We start from the raw sequence: 19,847 nt of genomic DNA on the forward strand, positions 1-19,847 counted from the left end.
GCTGAGCTGGTCGAAGCACCTGCGGACAACGCCGGAGCATCCAAGCCATGAACCAGGGCCGCCTTTCCGTTCTCGCCGCTGCCTGGGTGATTGCCCGGCGCGACTTCGTGGCGATCCTGTTTTCGCGCACGTTCTTCTTCTTCCTGCTCGGTCCGCTGTTCCCGGTGATCGTCGGCGGACTGGCCGGCAGCATCGGCAATCGCGTCGACCAGACGGCGGCGCAGCCCGAAGTCGGCATTGTCATGGAAAGCGCCGATGCAGATGCCATGCTGCAGGCCCGCGATGCCCTCGCGGACCGGCTGGGCAATGGCCTGCCCAAATTCACGGTGGTGCGCCGTCTCGAGCCGGGCGAAGCCTACGATCCCGCCGATGCCTTCGCGGGGCGTCAGGCCAACATTGCCGCGGTCCTTTCGGGCACGCCCTCCGCACCGGTGCTCACCGGGCCGGGCGGGCAGATCCACGGATGGAGCGGTGCTGTGGCAATGGTCGCCGCGCAGGCCCGGGCGGGCGAATTGCAGCCCTGGCCGGAAGTGAGCTTCCACGCCACGGCGACGAGCAATGCCAGCCAGCGGGCCGGGCGCCTCAAGACGGCGCAGGCCGCGCAAATGCTGCTGTTCCTGCTGACGATGATGCTCGCCGGCATGGTTCTTTCCAACCTCGTGGAAGAGAAGGGCAACAAGATCATCGAGGTACTCGCGGCGGCGGTGCCGATGGACTCGGTGTTCTACGGCAAGCTCTTCGCGATGCTTGCGGTGTCGCTTGTCGGCATCTCGGTTTGGGGCGGCGTCGGTGCACTGATCTATCTCGGCGCCGGATCGGCTATCCCGCAGCTGCCGACGCCCGCCGTCGGCTGGCCCCTGCTGATCGGGCTGGGCGTGACTTACTTCGCGATGGCCTACCTGCTGCTCGGCGCGGTATTCCTTTCGATCGGCTCGATGGCGACGACCGTGCGCGAAGTGCAGACGCTTTCGATGCCGGTGACGATGATGCAGCTCATGGTCTTCTTCCTGGCGACCTTCGCGATGACCCAGCCGGGCAGCGCGATCGAGCTGTTCTCGGTCGTCTTCCCGTTCTCCTCGCCCTTCGCCATGCTGGCTAGGGCGGCGCAGGATCCGGCCTTGTGGCCCCATGCGGCAGCGCTCGCTTGGCAGGTGCTGTGCGTTGCCGTGCTGGTGCGCGCGGGCTCGGCCCTGTTCCGCAAGCGGGTGATGAAATCGGGCCCGGCACGCCCGAAAAGGAAGGGGTTGCGCGGCCGCCGCAAGGTGCGTTCCGCCGATGTCGCCGGACAGTCTGCAGCGGGCGTGTAACCTTTTCGGCTGTTCGTCCGAATTGTTTCTGACGGGATCTCCCCGAGGCGGGGGACGTTAGGGTATAGTCCCGAGGGAAGATCAAGGAGAGCCAATATGCCCCATGCCGCCACGCGCCGTCAGATGCTGGTCTGGCTGGGAGCCGGTGCGGCCCTGCCGGTCCTGTCAGCCTGCGGCAGCGGTGATGCCGAGGCGAAGACTTATCCGGTGCACTTCACCAAGGAGGAATGGCGCAAGCGGCTCACCCCGCGGCAGTTCCGCATCCTGCGCGAAGCGGGCACCGAGCGCCCCTTTTCCTCGCCACTCAACGACGAGAAGCGGGCCGGCACTTTCGTGTGCGCGGCCGACGGCCATCCGCTCTATTCGTCTAAAACCAAATACAAGAGCGGCACCGGCTGGCCGAGTTTCTGGAAACCGCTGCCCGGCGCGATCGGCACCTCGACCGACTACAAGCTCGGCTACCCGCGCACCGAAGTGCGCTGCGCGCGCTGCGGCGGCCATCTCGGCCATGTTTTCGATGACGGACCGCCTCCGACCGGCAAGCGCTACTGCATGAACGGCGCGGCGATGAAGTTCCGGCCGGCCTGATCTGGAACCCTTCAGTCCGTTCGACACGAACGTGAGCTTTTTCAATTACAGTAGAGATGGTGCGGGCGGCGGGACTCGAACCCGCACGAGCAAAGCTCAGGGGATTTTAAGTCCCCGGCGTCTACCATTCCGCCACGCCCGCACGGCAAGGCCGGCGCGGTCTGGCAGATCACGCGAGGCCCGGCAATGGGCTGCCATGCTTAAATTGCTGAAGGGATTCAGTCGGTGTTGAGCCGGGCGCGCATTTCCTTGCCCGGCTTGAAATAGGGCACGCGCTTTTCGGGAACGTCGACCGCTTCGCCGGTGCGCGGGTTGCGGCCCTTGCGGCCTTCGCGGTGGCGGGTGGAGAAGGCGCCGAAGCCGCGCAGCTCGACACGGCCGCCGTCCGCCAGACGCTGGGTGATTTCCTCGAAGAAGGTATCGACCGCGCGCTCGACATCCTCGGCACGCAACTCGGGATTATCCTTGCCCAGTGCCTGCAGCAGCTCGGACCTGATCATTCTGCAATCCCCCGCGAAAAAATCGGCAAAACCCTAGCGAATCATAAAATTACGCAAGTCGCGCCTGTGAATGGTCATGAAAATGCCATTCTGCCCCCATTCGCGCAATGCCTCATGGGAATATAGCGCGAATCGGCCAGAATACGCCCCGCTGCGGGGGCGTGCGATACACAGCACCCCATTTACAGGCCGGTTTTGGTTGCTAACCTGCCCACCCTTCAGGACCTTCCTACGGGATGACAAAGGACAACAAGACGTCGCATGAAGGACATCGCAAGCTGGACAGAGGGTGACTGGATCGCGGCAATCGCCGCCGTGGCCCTGTTTATCGTACTCGCAATCGGTGGCTTGATCGCCACCCGCAAGAGCGAGGAATTCGTCGGTCACCCACGGGGGCTCTTCGTTCTGTTCTATGCCGAGATGTGGGAGCGCTTCTCCTACTACGGCATGCGGGCGCTGCTGATCCTCTATCTCACCAAATTCTGGCTGTTCAGTGACAGCGATTCGAGCCTGATCTACGGCGCCTATACCAGTCTGGTGTACATTACCCCGGTGCTGGGCGGCTATCTGGCCGATCGCTGGCTGGGGCAGCGCAAAGCGGTGCTGTTCGGCGGCCTCGTCCTCGCGCTCGGCCACCTGTTCATGGCCTACGAAGGCCTGCAGAACGTCACCGATCCCGCCGTCAAGCAGGCCGACCCGGCGATCAACGTGTTCTGGTTCGCGCTGGCGCTGATCATCGTCGGCTCCGGCTTCCTGAAGGCGAACATTTCGGTGATCGTCGGCCAGCTCTATTCGATGCGCGATAACCGGCGCGATGCGGCCTACACGATCTTCTACATGGGCGTGAACACGGGCGCCGCGCTCGGTACGATCCTCGTGGGCTATCTGGGCGAGACGATCGGCTGGTCCTGGGGCTTCGGCCTCGCCGGGATCGGCATGGTGCTCGGCCTGCTCATTTTCGTTGCGGGCAAACCCGCGCTGCGCGGAAACGGCGAGCCGCCGGTGCCGCTGGCGAAGAAGAGCGAGACGGCACTCTATGCCGTCGGTGCCGGTTCGGTCGCGGTCATCTGGTTCCTGATCCAGTATGTCGACGTGATCCAGTCGCTGCTGATCGTCACCGGTATCGCCATGCTGGCCTACACCCTCTACGAGGCCTTCAAGCTGCCCAAGGAGCCGCGTGAGCGCATCTTCGCGATCCTCTTCCTGATCGCGCTGAACCCGGTGTTCTGGGGCCTGTTCGAACAGGCGGGCGGCTCGCTCAGCCTCTATACCGACAAGTTCGTGGACCGCGGCGGTGTGCCCACCAGCCTGTTCCAGTCGATCAACCCGATCTACATCGTGCTGTTCGGCCCGGTTTTCGCGGGCCTGTGGCAGTTCCTTGGCAAGCGCGGCTGGGAGCCGTCGGCTCCCGCCAAGTTCGGCTTCGCGCTGGTCCAGGTCGGCCTCGGCTTCCTCGTCTTCGTATGGGGTGCGGGCACCGGCGATCCGGCAGTGATGACCTCGGTCGTCTTCGTCTTCCTGATCTACCTGCTGCACACCACCGGTGAGCTGTGCCTCTCGCCCGTCGGCCTCTCGGCCATGACCCGCCTTGCGCCGCTGCATCTCGGCAGCTTCATCATGGGCGCCTGGTTCTACATGACCGCGGTCGGCAACTTCGTGGCCGGCAAGATCGGTGAAGCGACCGGCGGCGAAGGCGGCGAGATGAGCAAGGACCTGACGCTGCAGATCTATACCAAGATCGGCTGGGTCACGATCGGCATCGCGGTCGTCGTCCTGCTGCTCTCGCCCATCGTCAAGCGCTGGATGCACCTCGACACGCTCGAGGATCGCGATCTCGAAGGCGAGGGCGAAGTGGGCCTGGAAGCGCAGGAAGCGGGCATGCATCCGACGCTGAAATCGAGCTGATTACACAGGACTGGGCAAGCGCCGCCGGGTTGGGCCGGCGGCCAGCAGGGGAAATCGTGATGAGGGTACTGCCAGGGATACGGCGGTGGTCTGCAAGCCTCGTAGCGGGGCTGGCGCTGTCGCTGAGCGCGCAAACCGCCGATGCGAAGAGCAAGGACAAGAAGGACGAGGAGACCGCCGAGCGGCCTTATCCGTCCACCTACAAGCCTTATCCCGGGCGCCCCACGGCGCTTGTCGGCGCTACCGTCTATGACGGGCGCGGTGGTCGAATCGACAACGGCACGGTGCTGTTCGCAGATGGCAGGCTGGTGGGCATCGGCGGGGCCGACATGGCCGTGCCCGAGGGCTACGACCGGATCGACGCGCGCGGCAAGTTCGTCACGCCCGGCGTGATCGACGCCCACTCGCACCTCGGCGACTATCCCACTCCCAGCGTCGGGGCTCACTCGGACGGCAACGAGGCGACAAGCCCGACCACCCCCGATGTCTGGGCCGAGCATTCGGTCTGGCCGCAGGACCCGGGCTTCACCCGCGCGCTGGCCAATGGCGGCATTACCAGCCTGATGATCCTGCCCGGTTCGGCGAACCTCATGGGCGGCCGCTCGGTCACGCTCAAGAACGTGCCCAGTCTCACGGTGCAGGGCATGAAGTTTCCGAACGCGCCCTATTCGCTGAAGATGGCCTGCGGCGAGAACCCCAAGCGCGTCTATGGCAGCCGGGGGCAGAAGCCCTCCACCCGCATGGGCAACTTCGCGGTCAACCGCCAGACCTGGCTCGATGCCAAGGCCTACAAGGACGATGCCGACGCGGATCGCGATCTCGGCAAGGAAACGCTCGTTGGCGTGCTCGACGGCGAGATCCTGATCCAGAACCACTGCTACCGTGCCGACGAGATGGCGCTGGTGATCGATATGGCCAAGGAGATGGGCTATAAAGTCTCCGCCTTCCACCACGCGGTCGAAAGCTACAAGATCGGCGATCTGCTGCGCCAGAACGACATCTGTTCGGCGGTCTGGGCGGACTGGTACGGTTTCAAGATGGAAGCCTACGACGGCATTCCCGAGAATGCCGCGCTGATCGCCAAGGCAGGGGCCTGCGTCATCATCCATTCGGACGACGAGAACGGCATCCAGCGGCTCAATCAGGAAGCGGCCAAGGCGCAGGCTGCCGGCAAGCGCATCGGCATCGACATTTCCGATGCGCAGGTGATCGGCTGGATCACCTACAACCCCGCCAAGGCCATGGGCATCGCCGATGAAACCGGCAGCCTGGAGAAGGGCAAGATGGCCGACGTGGTGCTGTGGAACGGCGATCCGCTCTCGGTCTACACCCGCCCCGAAAAGGTCTGGATCGACGGTGCCATGCTGTTCGATGCCGACAATCCCAAGCTGCGCCCGGTGAGCGACTTCGAACTTGGCCAGCCCGGCGAAGGAGACGTGAAATGAGCCGCCGCGCCCAATTCGCCGCCGCGCTGGCGGCCCTCGCCCTGCCCTTTGCTGCACAGGCGCAGGACCTCGCCATTACCAACGCCACTGTCGCGACCGGCGACGGCAGCGCGCCTATCGAGAATGCCACTGTCCTCGTGCAGGGCGGCAAGGTCGTTGCCGCGGGTGCAGGTGTTTCGCTACCGGCCGGTGTTCCGACTGTCGACGGGACCGGCAAGTGGGTGACGCCGGGCCTGTTCTCGGCGGTCACCGATCTCGGCCTGTGGGACGTGGAAGCGGTGTCGGAAAGCAACGACACCGAAGCCGACGGTTCGCCGTTCAATGCTGCGCTGGATGTGACGCCGGCGCTCAATCCGGCAAGCCAGCACATCGCCATCAGCCGTGCAGGCGGTGTGACCCGCGCAAGCGTGGCCGCTTTCAACGGCAACTCGATCTTTGCCGGGCAAGGTGCGGTGATCGATCTCGCCGATGATGCCGCACTGGTGATGAAGCCGCGCGCCTTCCAGTTCGTCGAGCTGGGCGAGGCGGGGGCAAGGCTCGCGGGTGGCAGCCGCGTTGCCGCGCATGTCGTGCTGCGTAATGCTCTACGCGAGGCGAAGGAGCTGGCGGCGCTCCCCGCCGGGTCCGCGCGCCAGAGCGACGCCATGCTCACTCGGCCCGACGCCATGGCTCTCGTCAAGGTCCTCGATGGCAGCGAGCCGCTCTACGTCGGGGTCGAGCGTGCTGCGGACATCCGCGCTGTGCTCGCGCTCAAGAGCGAGTTTCCCAAGCTGAACCTCGTGCTCGTCGGGGCAGCGGAAGGCTGGCTGGTCGCGCCGGAAATCGCCGCGGCGCACGTTCCGGTCATAACCATGCCGCTGCGCGATCTGCCGGCCGAGTTCGAAATGCTCGCGGCCACGCAGTCCAATGTCGGGCGCATGAAGAAGGCGGGCGTGAAGGTCGCCATCGGCATGTTCACCGGCGGCAACCAGCCGCGCTATGCCGCGCAGCAGGCCGGCAATCTCGTGGCGCTCACCAGGCTGCCGGGCGCTGCAGGCCTGACCTGGGGTGAGGCCTTCGCCGCGATCAGCTCGGTCCCGGCCGAGATCAGCGGCTTTGCGGGCAAGGCCGGTGTGCTGGCGCCGGGCGCGGTGGGCGACGTGGTGCTGTGGGACGGCGATCCGCTTGAACTCTCCTCGGTGCCGCAAGACGTGTGGATCGACGGCGTCAAGCAGCCGCTCGAAAACCACCAGACCCGCCTGCGCGACCGCTACAAGGATCTGGACCGGACTTATCTGCCCAAGGCTTACGACTGGTAGGCACTATCGGCTCGGTGAGCCGGTGACGGATGGCTACAGTCCTCTGGCTTCGAGCCAGGCGATTGTGGCTGTTTGTGCAGGGGCCGTGAACTGCAATTGGTGCCCTTCTTCGTCGAAACTGAGCAGCGTGCTTTCGGGGGAAGCTTCGGCCAGTGCCACACCCTGCTTATAGGGAATGACCTTGTCGTTGCGCGCATGCAGGACGAGCACCGGCGCACGGATTTCGTCTATCTTGTCGATGCTGTCGAAGCAATCGAGCATCAGCCGGTTGGTTGGTGCCCAAGGGAAGACGGCTGCGGCCACGTCGGGTAAGCGCGTGTAGGGGGAGACAAGGACCAGCGCAGCGGGGCTCTGTTCGGTAGCCAGCTGGGTTGCGATGCCGGTGCCCAGCGAAGCCCCCATAAAGACAAGCCGCTCCGGTTCGATGCCCTGCTGCCGAACGAAAGCGAGGGCGGCGCGGCCATCGCGCATCAACCCGGCTTCGGTCGGCTCGCCGGGGTTTTCGCCATAGCCGCGATAGTCGGCCAGCAGTATGCCGTATCCAGCTTTGGCGAGCCATTTTGTCGCCTCTGCAGCACCTGGCAGACTGTCTCCATTGCCGTGAAAGAAGACGATTGTCGGCTTTTCCGGCGCAGCTGGCCGCCAAGCCGCCTTTATAGTCAACTTGTCTGCAGTCGTCAGTAAAACGCCTTCGAAACCGGCAGGCACGGGCTGCGGCCCCTGCGGCGCAGGGTAGATCAGCGTGCGTTGGAACAGGAAAAGCAGGCCTACCCCGCACAAGTACAGGGCACCAACGCACAAGGTTGCATAGATCAGCGTGCGCACGCGGAGGGGGCTCAGGCCCGCGCTTCTTCCACGCCGGTGCTGTTGTGGCGCAGGGCCTTCAACACGGTGTCGACAATCTGCGGGGCGTTGAGCCCGGCCTCGTCGTATTGCGCATCGGGCTTGTCCTGATCCTGGAACACGTCCGGGAGGCGCAGCGTGCGGATCTTGAGGCCCGCATCGGTCAGGCCCTCGTCGCTCGCCATGGTCAGGACGTGGGCGCCGAGACCGCCGATGGAGCCTTCCTCGACCGTCACCACGACATCATGGCTGAGCATCAGCTTGCGGATCAGGGCGCTGTCGAGCGGCTTGGCGAAGCGCAGGTCGGCGACCGTGGCCGAAAGGCCCTTGGCATCGAGCGTGTCGGCAGCCTTGAGGGCTTCGGCGAGGCGGGTGCCAAGCGAGAGGATCGCCACCTTGCTGCCTTCGCGCACGATCCTGCCCTTGCCGATTTCGAGCAGCTCGGGCTTTTCGGGCAGCGGTACGCCGGTGCCGTTGCCGCGCGGATAGCGGAAGGCGATGGGGCCCGCGTCGTAATGCGTGGCGGTGTGCGTCATGTGCACCAGTTCCGCCTCGTCGGCGGCGGCCATGACGACCATGTTGGGCAGCGTCGCCAGATAAGTGATGTCGAACGAGCCAGCGTGCGTCGCGCCGTCGGCACCGACCAGCCCGGCGCGGTCGATGGCGAAGCGGACCGGCAGATTCTGGATCGCCACGTCGTGGACGACCTGATCGAAAGCGCGCTGCAGGAAAGTGGAATAGATCGCGCAGAACGGGCGCATGCCCTGTGCGGCAAGGCCGGCGGCGAAGGTCACCGCGTGCTGCTCGGCAATGCCGACGTCGAAGGCGCGGTTCGGGAAGCTCGACGCGAACTTGTCGAGCCCGGTGCCCGAGGGCATGGCCGCAGTGATCGCGCAGACGCGGTCGTCCTGCTCGGCTTCGGCGATCAGCGCCTTGGCGAAGACCGAGGTGTAGCTCGGCGGGCCGCCTGCGGGTGCCTTGACCTGCTCGCCGGTGACGACGTTGAACTTCTGCACGCCGTGATACTTGTCGGCAGCGTTTTCGGCGGGCGCGTAGCCCTTGCCCTTTTGCGTGACGACATGGATCAGGCATGGCCCCTCGGCGGCATCACGCACGTTTTCAAGGACCGGGATCAGCTGGTCGAGGTTGTGACCGTCGACAGGGCCGACGTAATAGAAGCCCAGTTCCTCGAACAGCGTGCCGCCCATGGCCATGCCGCGGGCATATTCGTCGGTCTTCTTGGCCGCCTTGTGCAGGGCATCGGGCAGGCGGCGCGAAATCCGCTTGGCGATATCGCGCAGCGACAGGAAGGGTCGCGACGAGACCAGCTGTGCGAGATAGGCCGACAGCCCGCCAACGGGCGGCGCGATCGACATGTCGTTGTCGTTGAGGATCACCACGAGACGATTGCCCGCCTCGCGCGCGTTGTTCATCGCCTCGTAGGCCATGCCCGCGCTCATCGCGCCGTCGCCGATTACGGCGATGCCACGGCCCGGCTGGTTCTTCAGCTTGTTGGCGATGGCAAAGCCCAGCGCGGCGGAAATCGAGGTGGAGCTATGTGCCGCGCCGAACGGATCGTATTCGCTCTCGCTGCGCTTGGTGAAGCCGGAGAGGCCGCCGCCCTGACGCAGGGTGCGGATGCGGTCGCGCCGGCCGGTCAGGATCTTGTGCGGATAGGCCTGGTGGCCCACGTCCCAGACCAGACGGTCGTCGGGCGTGTTGAAGACGTAGTGGATCGCCACGGTCAGTTCGACCACGCCGAGGCCCGAGCCGAGATGGCCGCCGGTCTGGCCCACGGCGGAAATCATTTCCGCGCGCAATTCGTCAGCGACTTGGCGCATATCGCCGGGTTTCAGCTTGCGAAGGTCCTTGGGAAGGGAAACCGTGTCGAGCAAAGGTGTGGCCGGGGTGGCATTCATCCCATCGGCCTTACACACTTGTGACGGTCATGTCGATTGACAGCAGATGTCATGTCTGGCGGATTTTGCGCGGGTTTTCAGGTGCAATCGGCACAGGTGCCGCGCAGTTCGACAACCGGGCGGACATCCGCGAAACCGGCATCCCGCGCGGCGCCGATCAGCGCTCCGGTCAGCCGGTCGTCGTCGATGTGCACGGCCTTCCCGCAACTGTCGCAGATCAGGAAGATGCAGTCGTGCCGGCAGCCGGGATGGCTGTTGGCCAGATAGGCATTGGCGCTTTCGACCCGGCGCGCAAGATTGGTGCGCACGAAGAGATCGAGGATGCGATAGACGCTGTTGGGCGCGACCCGCTTGCCGCGCAGGGCGGAAACGCTCTCTGCAAGGTCGTAGGCGGAGGCCGGGCATTCGCGCTCGGCAAGGGCGGCAAAGACGTCTGCGCGCATTTCGGTCCACTGCTCGCCGGCGTTGACGAGGGCCGAATGCGCAGCTTTTACGAGGCTGTCACCGCTGTGTTCGTGATGGACATGATGGCCGGACATGGCACCCATATGGCGCTTGCGGGCGCCGGGTGCAATCAGCGGCGGATCAGTGCGCGGTCTCTGCCTGAGCCGGTGGGACGATGTTGTCGGTCAGCGTGCCGCTGCCGCCAAGACCCAGCGTAGCCATTACCAGCAAAGCTCCACCGGCGAAGCCGAGAGCGAAGAAGCGGTAGAAGTCAGCCTTGAAAAGTCCCATGGATTCAGTCCGGAAAATCGAGTTATCGCCTTATTGCGTAAGGTCCACTTTCCGGAAATGTCCTTTCGGTCGAGTGAATGTGCGGGCACTTCGCCCCATTGTGCGATGAACAGTGGGGCGAGTGCGACAAGCCGCATTCAGGCGACGGAACGAATCAGTGGCGGAAGTGACGCATCCCGGTGAAGACCATGGCGAGGCCCGCTTCGTCGGCTGCGGCGATCACTTCCTCGTCGCGGATCGAACCGCCGGGCTGGATAACGGCCGTGGCACCGGCTTCTGCTGCGGCGAGAAGTCCGTCGGCAAAGGGGAAGAAGGCGTCCGATGCGACGGCGCTGCCGACCGTGCGGGCCTTGTCCCAACCGAACTTCTCGGCGGCCTCGGCAGCCTTCATCGCGGCAATGCGCGAGGAATCGCGGCGGTTCATCTGGCCGGCGCCGATGCCCGCGGTGACGCCGTCCTTGGCATAGACGATGGCATTGGACTTCACATGGCGGGCTACGGTCCATGCGAAAAGGCAGTCCTGCAGTTCGCGATCGGTCGGCGCGCGCTTGGTCACGACCTTGAGATCGTCGAAGCCGATGGCGCCGTTGTCGCGGCCCTGAACCAGCAGACCGCCGGTGATCGGCTTCACGGTCAGACCGGGGCGGCGCGGGTCGGGCAGGCCGCCCGTCAGCAGCAGACGCAGGTTCTTCTTCCTGGCGAAGAATTCGCGTGCCGCTTCGTCGGCGTCGGGGGCGACGACCACTTCGGTGAAGATCTTGCAGATCGCTTCGGCCGTGGGGCCGTCGAGCGTCTGGTTGACGGCAACGATGCCGCCGAAGGCCGAGACATCGTCACAGGCGAGCGCGCCCTGCCAGGCTTCGAGCAGGCTGTCGCCCTGCGCGACGCCGCAGGGATTGGCGTGCTTGACGATGACGACGGCGGGCTTCTGTCCGCGGAATTCCGCCGCGAGTTCGAAGGCTGCGTCGGCATCGTTGTAGTTGTTGTAGGACAGTTCCTTGCCCTGCACCTGCTCGGCCTGCGCCAGTCCCTTGGTGTAGGGGCCGACGGGCGTGTAGACCGCGGCCTTCTGGTGCGGGTTCTCGCCATAGCGCAGTTCGTTGACGAGCCGGCCGTTGACGGCGAGCATCTCGGGGAACTGCTGGCCCTGATCGGCGAAGGCGAACCACTGCGAGATCATCGAATCGTAGGCAGCGGTCTGGGCGAAGGCCCGCGCGGCCATCAGCTTGCGGAAGCCCAGTGTGGTGGAGCCGTCGGTCGCTTCCAGCTCGACCAGCAGGCCCTCGTAATCGGCCGGGTCGGTAACGATGGTGACATAGGCGTGGTTCTTGGCCGCCGAGCGGACCATCGAGGGGCCGCCGATGTCGATGTTCTCGATGATGGTGTCGCGATCCGCGCCCTTGGCGACGGTCGCCTCGAAGGGATAGAGATTGACCACGACGAGGTCGATCGCGCCGATTTCGTGGTCGGCCATGGCCTTGGCGTGTTCGGGGTTGTCGCGCACCGCCAGCAGGCCGCCGTGGACCTTGGGGTGCAGCGTCTTCACGCGCCCGTCCATCATTTCGGGGAAGCCGGTCAGGTCGGAGATGTCCTTCACCGTGAGGCCGGCGTCGCGGAGAGCCTTGGCTGTGCCGCCGGTCGAAACCAGCTCCACGCCGCGGTCGGCGAGCGCCTTGCCGAGTTCCGCCAGACCAGTCTTGTCGGACACCGAGAGCAGGGCACGGCGGATCTGGACGGAATCGGTCATGAGAACTTCCTTCGCGAGCTATCTTTTGCCGCGCCCTTAAGCCCGGTGGGAGGCGGGGGCAAGGTGCTGGCGGGGATAACGCGAGGGAGCGATCAGCTCATTTTCTTGATGAGCCAGCCGAAGTTACCGCCGCCACGCGACACAAGACCCTGAATGACCAGCTGCTGCGTCGCCTGCGGGCGGCCCTGACCATCGACCCAAAGCGAGTCTTCCAGCTCCACGGTGCCTGCACCGCTGCGGAACTGCCAGTAGGACCCGTCCGGCAAGGCCAGCCCCGCGCCCTGTCCGTCGGGCGTGAGCGAGACTTCAACGTCGGGACCGAGGTGGAAACGGATGGCGAAGCCCACTTTCCCGCGCTTGCCTTTGCGACCCGAGGGCAGGAGCAGGTCTTCCCCGCGCAGTTCCGTCCCGTCGTCGCGCAGGATCAGAATGCGTTGGTGGGTAAGGGCGTAGCGAGCGGCATAGCCGTTGTGGCTGGCTTCCAGCCGTGTCGCCGTGGTGCCGTTGTCCTGCGGCAGCGTCTTGCGGTCGACATCGACCTGGGTGACGCCCGAACCGATGCCGCCGTTGATGAGGATGGCGGTGGAATTGGCATCGTCGAGCGTGAGCGTGGAATGGGCAGCGGTAGCCCGCAGGCCCTGCTCCAGCCGGACGGGGACGAGCCCGCCGCCACTGGCTGCGCCGCCGCAATTGACGATCAGGCGCTGGCCGGCGTGCGACATTTCGAAAGCGAGCGTGGAGGCGCAGCCGAAGCAGGCATGTTGCACCATCGGCGGCGGTGCAGTGTCGAACTGGAGCACGCTCTTGTTAGCGACGATGCGCTGGTAGCCCCACTGGCGCACATCGCGTAGCGGGCGGGTGCGCACGCCGCTGGCCCGAACGAGATCGCCGACCTCCTCGCCATCGACGGCCCAGCCGCCCTGCCACGAGCCGAGCGAACCGTCGCCGTGGGTCAGCGCCAGCAGTGGCGGCACCAGCATTTCCACGACGCGCTCCATGGCGCTCGACGCATCGCGACGCGTGGCGTGGTAGCAATTGCGCAGTCGCACCAGCATGGCGAGGGCTTCCATCTGCGCAAGCGGACTGCGTGAGAGCACGCCGCCGTCATCACCGATAAGCTCGCCCAGCGCCTTGATCAAGCCAGCCTCGCCATAGAGCCGGCGCGGCCTTCCGTCGGGAAGGAGCAGGCCGGCGGCAACGATGCCGCACCAGCCCGCGACTTCGGCAAGTCCGTCCTCGGCGCGGATGACCTGACGGTCCAGCCAACGCGCGGTCTCGGCGATGTGCGCCAGCGTGCGCAAGCGGAACGCCTTTTCGCCGGACAGGATCAGCGGCGCGTGCACCAGCCAGTTCATCAGGCGCATACCGGTATTGCCAACATTCCAGGCAGGGCCCTTTCCGGGCTTGGCCGGTGGATTTGGATTGGCCTGAAGCCACGACGACAGAATGCGTTCGGCCACCGGCGCGCCCTGTTCGCGCGGACCGCATGCTTCCAGGTCGGTTAACCAGGAAAAGGAGTGCACGACCTTTTCGAGCGGCGGCGTGACGCGGGCCGCACCGGCATAGTCCACCTGCGCAATCGGCGTCTTGGCCCCGTGAACAAGGAAGTGCCCGGCGCGAATGGCGGTACCGGCCACGCGATTGCCCGGGATAGTATTGTTGACGGTGGCCAGCAGCCGGGTCCGGGCCTTTTTGCCCATCGGCGAGCTCAGTACCGAGCCCGGCACGCCCATGCGATAGGCCATGCGGATCAGACGTTCGCCCATGCCGAGAGCGGGCGGAGAGAAGTCCGCCAGCGCCAGTTCGCGACCGGTTTCGATACGGTCGGCAGGCGCGCCGTTGATTGCTGCCGGAGCTTCCGTTTCGCGCTCCGCTTCAGGTTCGTTTGCGCTGTCTTCCAATAGACCCTCCTCGACCGCCGTCGACAAGGGAATCGCCCGGATGTCTTCCGGGTTCCTGGTCGTCGGCCGCTGGCGGGTTTTTACGGCCACTGCTTACCCCAGGCCCTTCAGCGTCTTGATGTTTTCGGCATAGCGACCGGGGCCGCCACGGAACGTCGCCGATCCGGCAACGAGCACATCGGCACCGGCGGAAACGCAGAGCGGCGCCGTCTTGGCATCCACCCCGCCGTCGACTTCGAGCCGAATGTCGCGGCCGGACTTCTCGATCATCTTGCGCACCGCCTCGATCTTGCGAAGCTGGCTGGAGATGAAGCTCTGCCCGCCGAAACCCGGATTGACGCTCATCACCAGCACCAGATCGATCTCGTCGACCAGGTAGTCGAGCATCTTGGCCGGGGTGGCCGGGTTGAGCGAGATGCCCGCTTTCTTTCCCAGGTTCTTGATCGTCTGCACCGTGCGGTGGACGTGCGGCCCGGCCTCGGGGTGGACAGTGATGATGTCTGCGCCCGCTTCGGCGAAGGCTTCGAGATAGCTGTCCACCGGCGAGATCATCAGGTGCACGTCGAACGGCTTCGACGAGTGGGGCCGCAGGGCCTTCACGACAGCCGGGCCGATAGTGATGTTGGGGACGAAATGACCGTCCATTACATCCACGTGGATCCAGTCGGCACCCGCCTCGTCCACGGCGCGCACTTCTTCGCCCAGACGTGCGAAATCGGCAGACAGGATCGACGGTGAAATCAGGGGAACAGTCATGGGTGGAAAACGAAACTCCTTGACGCGAAAGAATAGGGCAGGGGCTCTTGTGCCGACAAGCGGTCGAATGGCCGTTTTCCACACGCGATATGGTCAAAAGTGCAAGAAGAGGGCCTAAATCGTCCCGGATCGATGCATGTCGGTGCCAGAACCCGGTCCATGCATCATGGGCAACGCGAAATTCAGTCGTCATTCACGGCTGGCAGGGCATTGTCGCAAACCAAGAAAAGGGTGTTCCTGTAACCATAAGGGGGGACGCTCCAAACAGCTTTTACGGACTTACGGAAAGTAGATGATCAAGACGAAGTTTCTCACCAGGACCGGGGTCGGTTCCAGGAAGGCCATTCTCGCCGGTCTGGCTATCGCCGGCGCAATGGGGTTTTCCGTGTCCGCCCCGGCCATCGCGCAATACCGTAACGAGATCCGCAACGACATGAGCCGGTGCTCGTCCGGGTCGGGCCCGGCGGTCATGGTCACGGTCGAGGGGATCAAGGCGTCGCAGGGCAATCTGCGCATCCAGACCTATCGCGCCACGTCGGGCGAATGGCTCAAGAAGGGAAAGTGGCTCTCACGTATCGATGTGCCTGCCAAGGCCGGGACAATGACGTTCTGCCTGCCGGTTCCGGCTCCGGGGACGTACGGCGTTGCGGTGCGCCACGATCTCAACGGCAACGGCGATACCGACATCATGTCCGATGGCGGTGCGATGTCGAACAACCCGTCGATCAACATCTTCAACCTCGGCAAACCCAGCTACAGCAAGGTGGGTGTGCCGGTAGGCAAGAGCGTCAAGTCGATCCGGGTGGAGATGAAGTACATGTAACCGGCGCCTGTGCCGGTGCCCGCGCCGCGATGATGGCCCGGGCGTCGGCCAGGTCCTTCGGTTTGTCGACATCGACGGCAGCGAGGCCGTCGCGTGCGGCAACCAGGCTCGCGTTCACGCCGATCCTGCGCCCCAGCCCCGCAATGGCCTCGGCCAGCGTCAGGCGGCCAATCGCATAACTCACCAGCATGCCGAGGCCCAGACGGGCCGCGATGCGCCAGGGGCGCTTGCGGTCGGCTTCGACCATTTTCCACGTATCGATCGCCTTGCCCGCCTGTTCGCTGGCGAGCAGGAACAGGTTGCAGCCCGACCACTGCCCGTCGGCGAAGCGCAGGTATGTGCGCTTGCTGTCCGGCATCGCCGTCTCGATGGCCTCGCGGCGCGCGAGCAGGACGGCGACGTCGGTTTCCGGCGGTGTGTCGGCGATGAAATCGCGCACCCATTCGGGGCGCAGCAAGGCATGGTCGCTGGTCGTCACGAGCAGCGGCGCGCCCAGTTTTTCCAGACCGATGGCGACGCTGGCGCTGGGACCGGCGGCAGCGAGCAGGACCTCGCACCCGAGTTCGCGGGCGTGGTCCATCACCTTCGGGTCCGATGCGAGGACCGCGATACGGTCTATCCCGGCTGTGCGCAGGGCATCGACGACGCGTGCCAGCATGGTCTGCCCCTCGATCTCGACGAGCGCCTTGTGCCAGACCCCTTCGGAGGCTGCGACCGGATCGGGAGGGCCGGGGCGCGATCCGGCCAGAACGAGAGCGGCCGGCTTCACGCCGCGCGGTCTCCCGCCTTGCGCTGGCGCCAGACATGCCAGAGCACGCCCGGTGCGGCGAGAACCGGATGGCGTTCGCGCCAGGGCGTGACAGCGACGGGTACGCCGGTGTGGCGCTCGATCTTCCACGCTGCATAACGCGCGGCGCCGTCGAACGTGGTCGAGGCCTTGAGCAGGCGCAGGACATTGTAGGGCTTGCCCAGCCGCTGGCGCCGTTTCCACCATGCCAGCAGTCCGGCCCGTTGCGCCGGCGCCATTTCCGGACGGATCGTGCTGCCCGCCCCGCGTGCGAAACCGATCCCCTGCGCCATCAGCGCCAGCGGGAGCAGTCCGTCGAAATGCTCGCGGTTGGCGGAAAGGATCGAGTCCTCGCGGCCGGCCTTTTCGACACGGAATTCCGCGGCATAAGTCGCGCGGAACAGGGCGCGCCAGTAATCTTCAGGTGTTCCGGCAGCCGGGCCGAGCGCGACGGCAAGGCGCGCCGCGGTTTCCGCCGCCTGCGCCACGGCTTCGGCAATCTTTGTCCCTGCCTCTGCGTCGCGTTCCCAGGCGAGGGCGCTCGGCTGGACGAAGCGGGCCCAGATGGTGGTGTCGAGCAGTTGCCCTGCCGCTGCCGTGCGGAACGTCTCGAGCGACATTGTCGCGACCTTGGCGCGCAACGTCGCGCCTCCGATTGGCCGCTCGTGATAGCTCACGCGCGGCCAGATCTTCTCGTCCTGAGGCCCTTGCGTCAGCACATAGAAGTCGAGCACGCCTTCAAGCGATCCGGTGCGCAGGTTGGATCCGTAGAACAGCACCCCGAGGGCATCGACCGGTGCCAGCATTTCGGCGAAAGCGCGCACTTCCGCTTCCACGGGGCGGTTCAGCGCCGCTATTATCCGCGTTTCGAGCGTTTCGGAAACGTCGCGGTCTTCGCTCATGCCACCATGCTCCCGCAGGGGCGCCGGGAAATCAAGCGCTCCCGGTCGAAATCAGGGGACGACGAAAGTCAGCTGCGGGCCTTCGTCGAGAACGTAACGTCCGGCCGGGAAAGCTTCCCCGTCGAGAATGAACGGACCGCCGATGTCGAGTTCCAGCTCGCTGGCATAGAAGCGCTGTGCGCCCTTGCGCGTCAGGAAGCGGCCATAAAGCCCGAACAGCACGGCTGGAAGCAGCGCGATGACCCAGCGCACCGGCCAGTCGATCACGGCCATCTTGAGGCCCGGTGCAGGGTTGCGGCCAAAGGGCCGGGCGCCCAGCGGGAACTTCTCGAACGTGGTGGCCACGGTCAGAAAGCGTTCGTCGGCCCGGCCAGGACCGGGATGCGGCAGCGAGCGGCCGGTGTGGCGGTCGATGATGCGCGTGGGGGTGCACTTGCGCCACGGGTTGCCCGAGCGGCCGAACAGCGTCTGCAGAATACCCCACAGCACGGTCAGACCCACGGCGAAGCTGTTGAAGGCCCCGCGGCGGTGCGCTTCCTGCCCGGCTTCGGTGGCGATCGAGAACGCCCCGGTGCCGAGAATGAAGCCCTGAATGCAACGCCCTTCACCGGGGTTTTCCAGCGAACTGATGCGCAGCGGGCGGCGTGTGACGGTGTAGCCTTCGTGCGCGGCGGCCAGCGCTTCGGCCAGCGACCAGTGGTTGGGCAGGCCCAGGTCCACGGTGAGGGCATTGGTCTTGCCCTTGGGCAGAACGATCAGCGAGGGCCAGTCGTCGCCGAAGACTTCGGCGCCGCAGGACAGGACGTCGCGCACCGTGCCGTCGCCGCCGTCGACCACGAGATAGTCGATGCCGCGGCGTGCGAACTCGCCCAGCGTGTGAAACAGTTCCTCGCGGGTGCGGGGCGTTTCAGTGAGAATGTTGGAGCAATCCGCCATTTCGGCGGCCACGCCCTTGTTGCGGTGGCTGCGCGGATTGCGAACAATGCCGACGAGCGGGACGGCGCGCCCACGGCGGGCGCTGCGCATCGGGCCGGTCTGGTCCGGCCGGGACGTCTTACCGAATAACGGCAGGGTTTCGAATTCGTAAATGGTTCCGTGCACGGGCGCGTATGTAGGGACACCCGAGGGCAAAATCATCAAGAAACATCGCATGACACATTAAAGTTACAGTTCTGTGGCGCTTGTTGCATGGCTGCCACGCTGGTGCGTTCCGAATTGCCAGTGCGTGCGGGCTGGACTACGGGGCCGCGCATGAACAGCACGCCTTCTGCCCTGTCGGTCGTCACCATCGGCATGAACTCCGTCAAGCTCTGGGGCCTGACGATGGGCGAACGGGTGGGCCGCATCGCGCGCGCCTCCAAGCTTTCGCCTGTCGCCGAAGCGCCTGCCGGACCGGCGATCCTTTCGAATGCCGCCCACGCCTGGGATCCGGCATGGTTTCGCCACATCATCACCCAGCCGGGCATGGTGCTGACGCTCGGCGGCGTGCCCGCACTCGCCCATGCTGCCGACGCGGCACAGACCGCACGAATCGCCGAGGCCATGGCCGCCGGCACGCCGTTGTCGGATGAGGCCGGGCTGACGGTCGTCGCCTACGAGAACGGGCCGACCATCGAGAACAAGCAACTGCGCAAGCGCGAGACGCCCTTCCTGATGACGCTGACGCCGCAATCGGTGCGGGCGATCGAGAGGGCCAGCTATTTCGGCGCCTACAAGGGCGTGACCGACGTCCTCACAAAGTACCTCTGGCCCGAATGGGCGCTGGTGCTGACGCGGATCTGCGCGAAGTGGCGCATCACCCCCAATATGGTCACGGCCGTTGGCGCGGTGTTCTGCGTGATTGCCACGGTGCTTTTCGCCTATGGCCACTACTGGGCAGGCATGGCGTCCGGGCTCGTGTTCATGGTGCTCGATACCGTGGACGGCAAACTCGCGCGCTGCACGATCACCTCGTCCTACTGGGGCAACATATTCGACCATGGCATGGATCTGGTGCACCCGCCGTTCTGGTGGTGGTTCTGGGCGACCGGCCTCGCGTACTGGGGCCTCGGTTACGACACCGAGACCTTCTGGCTGGTGCAGGCCGCGATCCAGGGCGGCTATGTCGTCCAGCGCGTGATCGAAGGTGTGTTCATGCGCCAGAACGGGATGATGCACATCCACGTGTGGCGCAAGTTCGACAGCAATTTCCGCCTTATCACCGCGCGGCGCAATCCGAACATGGTGATCCTGTTCGTCTCGATGCTCTTCGCGCGGCCCGATCTGGGGCTGATCGCGGTGGCCTGGTGGACGGTCGTGTCGTGCCTCGTCCACGCCGTGCGGCTGGTGCAGGCATGGATCGTGCGCGCTCGCGGCGGTACGATCACCTCATGGCTGTCCGAGGCCTGATCA

General features: G+C 65.4%; 18 protein-coding genes and 1 tRNA gene. 7 read left to right on the plus strand and 12 right to left on the minus strand.

The features are described from left to right. Window positions 1–47: 47 nt before the first annotated feature. Window positions 48–1,307 (plus strand): ABC transporter permease, encoded by a 1,260-nt coding sequence (locus IEX64_RS03475; RefSeq protein WP_188818296.1) that lies wholly within the window; start codon window positions 48–50, stop codon window positions 1,305–1,307. 96 nt (window positions 1,308–1,403) lie between these two features. Then, complete coding sequence (gene msrB, locus IEX64_RS03480) at window positions 1,404–1,895, plus strand: peptide-methionine (R)-S-oxide reductase MsrB (RefSeq protein ID WP_188818297.1); 492 nt, start codon at window positions 1,404–1,406, stop codon at window positions 1,893–1,895. Window positions 1,896–1,952: 57 nt separating this feature from the next. Here msrB and IEX64_RS03485 read toward each other — a convergent pair. Both IEX64_RS03485 and IEX64_RS03490 read right to left on the minus strand, forming a co-directional pair. Next, window positions 1,953–2,037 (minus strand) — tRNA-Leu (locus IEX64_RS03485). A gap of 76 nt (window positions 2,038–2,113) precedes the next feature. Further along, a complete protein-coding gene (locus IEX64_RS03490) occupies window positions 2,114–2,395 on the minus strand; it encodes an integration host factor subunit beta (RefSeq protein WP_188818298.1) in 282 nt (93 codons plus the stop codon). Between the two features lie 261 nt (window positions 2,396–2,656). On the opposite strand from IEX64_RS03490, the gene IEX64_RS03495 reads away from it, so the two are divergent. From IEX64_RS03495 to IEX64_RS03505, 3 genes are read left to right on the plus strand one after another with little or no spacing between them, the layout of a single operon-like run. Then, window positions 2,657–4,300, plus strand: a complete 1,644-nt coding sequence (locus IEX64_RS03495; RefSeq protein WP_188818299.1) for a peptide MFS transporter — start codon at window positions 2,657–2,659, stop codon at window positions 4,298–4,300. Between the two features lie 59 nt (window positions 4,301–4,359). Next, a complete protein-coding gene (locus IEX64_RS03500) occupies window positions 4,360–5,745 on the plus strand; it encodes an amidohydrolase (protein WP_188818300.1) in 1,386 nt (461 codons plus the stop codon). After that, the gene (locus tag IEX64_RS03505; protein WP_188818301.1) at window positions 5,742–7,043 is read left to right on the plus strand and encodes an amidohydrolase family protein; all 1,302 of its coding nucleotides are present in this window, start codon (window positions 5,742–5,744) and stop codon (window positions 7,041–7,043) included. The genes IEX64_RS03500 and IEX64_RS03505 overlap by 4 nt, the downstream gene beginning before the upstream one ends. 33 nt (window positions 7,044–7,076) lie before the next feature. On the opposite strand, the gene IEX64_RS03510 is transcribed toward IEX64_RS03505, so the two are convergent. From IEX64_RS03510 to rpe, 7 genes are all read right to left on the minus strand, one after another. Continuing rightward, window positions 7,077–7,868 (minus strand): alpha/beta hydrolase, encoded by a 792-nt coding sequence (locus tag IEX64_RS03510; RefSeq protein ID WP_188818302.1) that lies wholly within the window; start codon window positions 7,866–7,868, stop codon window positions 7,077–7,079. An 11-nt stretch (window positions 7,869–7,879) separates the two neighbouring features. Then, entirely contained in the window at window positions 7,880–9,805 is a 1,926-nt protein-coding gene (gene dxs, locus IEX64_RS03515; protein ID WP_188818303.1) for a 1-deoxy-D-xylulose-5-phosphate synthase, read from the minus strand. Between the two features lie 77 nt (window positions 9,806–9,882). After that, complete coding sequence (locus tag IEX64_RS03520) at window positions 9,883–10,344, minus strand: Fur family transcriptional regulator (RefSeq protein ID WP_188818515.1); 462 nt, start codon at window positions 10,342–10,344, stop codon at window positions 9,883–9,885. A 46-nt stretch (window positions 10,345–10,390) separates the two neighbouring features. Continuing rightward, window positions 10,391–10,540 carry a hypothetical protein gene (locus tag IEX64_RS03525; RefSeq protein WP_188818304.1) on the minus strand — a complete coding sequence of 50 codons (150 nt, stop codon included), beginning with the start codon at window positions 10,538–10,540 and terminating at the stop codon, window positions 10,391–10,393. Window positions 10,541–10,694: 154 nt separating this feature from the next. Further along, the gene (gene purH / locus IEX64_RS03530) at window positions 10,695–12,287 is read right to left on the minus strand and encodes a bifunctional phosphoribosylaminoimidazolecarboxamide formyltransferase/IMP cyclohydrolase (RefSeq protein ID WP_188818305.1); all 1,593 of its coding nucleotides are present in this window, start codon (window positions 12,285–12,287) and stop codon (window positions 10,695–10,697) included. A 92-nt stretch (window positions 12,288–12,379) separates the two neighbouring features. Further along, window positions 12,380–14,131: a heparinase II/III family protein gene (locus IEX64_RS03535; protein ID WP_373290127.1), complete on the minus strand. Its 1,752-nt coding sequence runs from the start codon at window positions 14,129–14,131 to the stop codon at window positions 12,380–12,382. A 150-nt stretch (window positions 14,132–14,281) separates the two neighbouring features. Next, on the minus strand, window positions 14,282–14,944 hold the full coding sequence (gene rpe, locus IEX64_RS03540; RefSeq protein ID WP_188818307.1) for a ribulose-phosphate 3-epimerase: 663 nt from the start codon (window positions 14,942–14,944) through the stop codon (window positions 14,282–14,284). A gap of 292 nt (window positions 14,945–15,236) precedes the next feature. Between rpe and IEX64_RS03545 the strand changes: the two genes are divergently transcribed. Beyond that, entirely contained in the window at window positions 15,237–15,767 is a 531-nt protein-coding gene (locus tag IEX64_RS03545) for a DUF2141 domain-containing protein (protein WP_188818308.1), read from the plus strand. On the opposite strand, the gene IEX64_RS03550 is transcribed toward IEX64_RS03545, so the two are convergent. From IEX64_RS03550 to IEX64_RS03560, 3 genes are read right to left on the minus strand one after another with little or no spacing between them, the layout of a single operon-like run. Beyond that, window positions 15,733–16,536 carry a nucleotidyltransferase family protein gene (locus IEX64_RS03550; RefSeq protein ID WP_188818309.1) on the minus strand — a complete coding sequence of 268 codons (804 nt, stop codon included), beginning with the start codon at window positions 16,534–16,536 and terminating at the stop codon, window positions 15,733–15,735. The genes IEX64_RS03545 and IEX64_RS03550 overlap by 35 nt on opposite strands. Continuing rightward, window positions 16,533–17,456, minus strand: a complete 924-nt coding sequence (locus IEX64_RS03555; protein ID WP_188818310.1) for a hypothetical protein — start codon at window positions 17,454–17,456, stop codon at window positions 16,533–16,535. Before IEX64_RS03555 ends, IEX64_RS03550 begins: the two co-directional genes overlap by 4 nt. A gap of 51 nt (window positions 17,457–17,507) precedes the next feature. Next, complete coding sequence (locus IEX64_RS03560; RefSeq protein WP_188818311.1) at window positions 17,508–18,557, minus strand: diacylglycerol kinase family protein; 1,050 nt, start codon at window positions 18,555–18,557, stop codon at window positions 17,508–17,510. Between the two features lie 150 nt (window positions 18,558–18,707). Between IEX64_RS03560 and IEX64_RS03565 the strand changes: the two genes are divergently transcribed. Then, entirely contained in the window at window positions 18,708–19,844 is a 1,137-nt protein-coding gene (locus IEX64_RS03565; RefSeq protein ID WP_188818516.1) for a CDP-alcohol phosphatidyltransferase family protein, read from the plus strand. The last annotated feature ends 3 nt before the right edge of the window (window positions 19,845–19,847 follow it).

Source organism: Novosphingobium indicum (assembly GCF_014645195.1).
Classification (GTDB): Bacteria; Pseudomonadota; Alphaproteobacteria; order Sphingomonadales; family Sphingomonadaceae; genus Novosphingobium; species Novosphingobium indicum.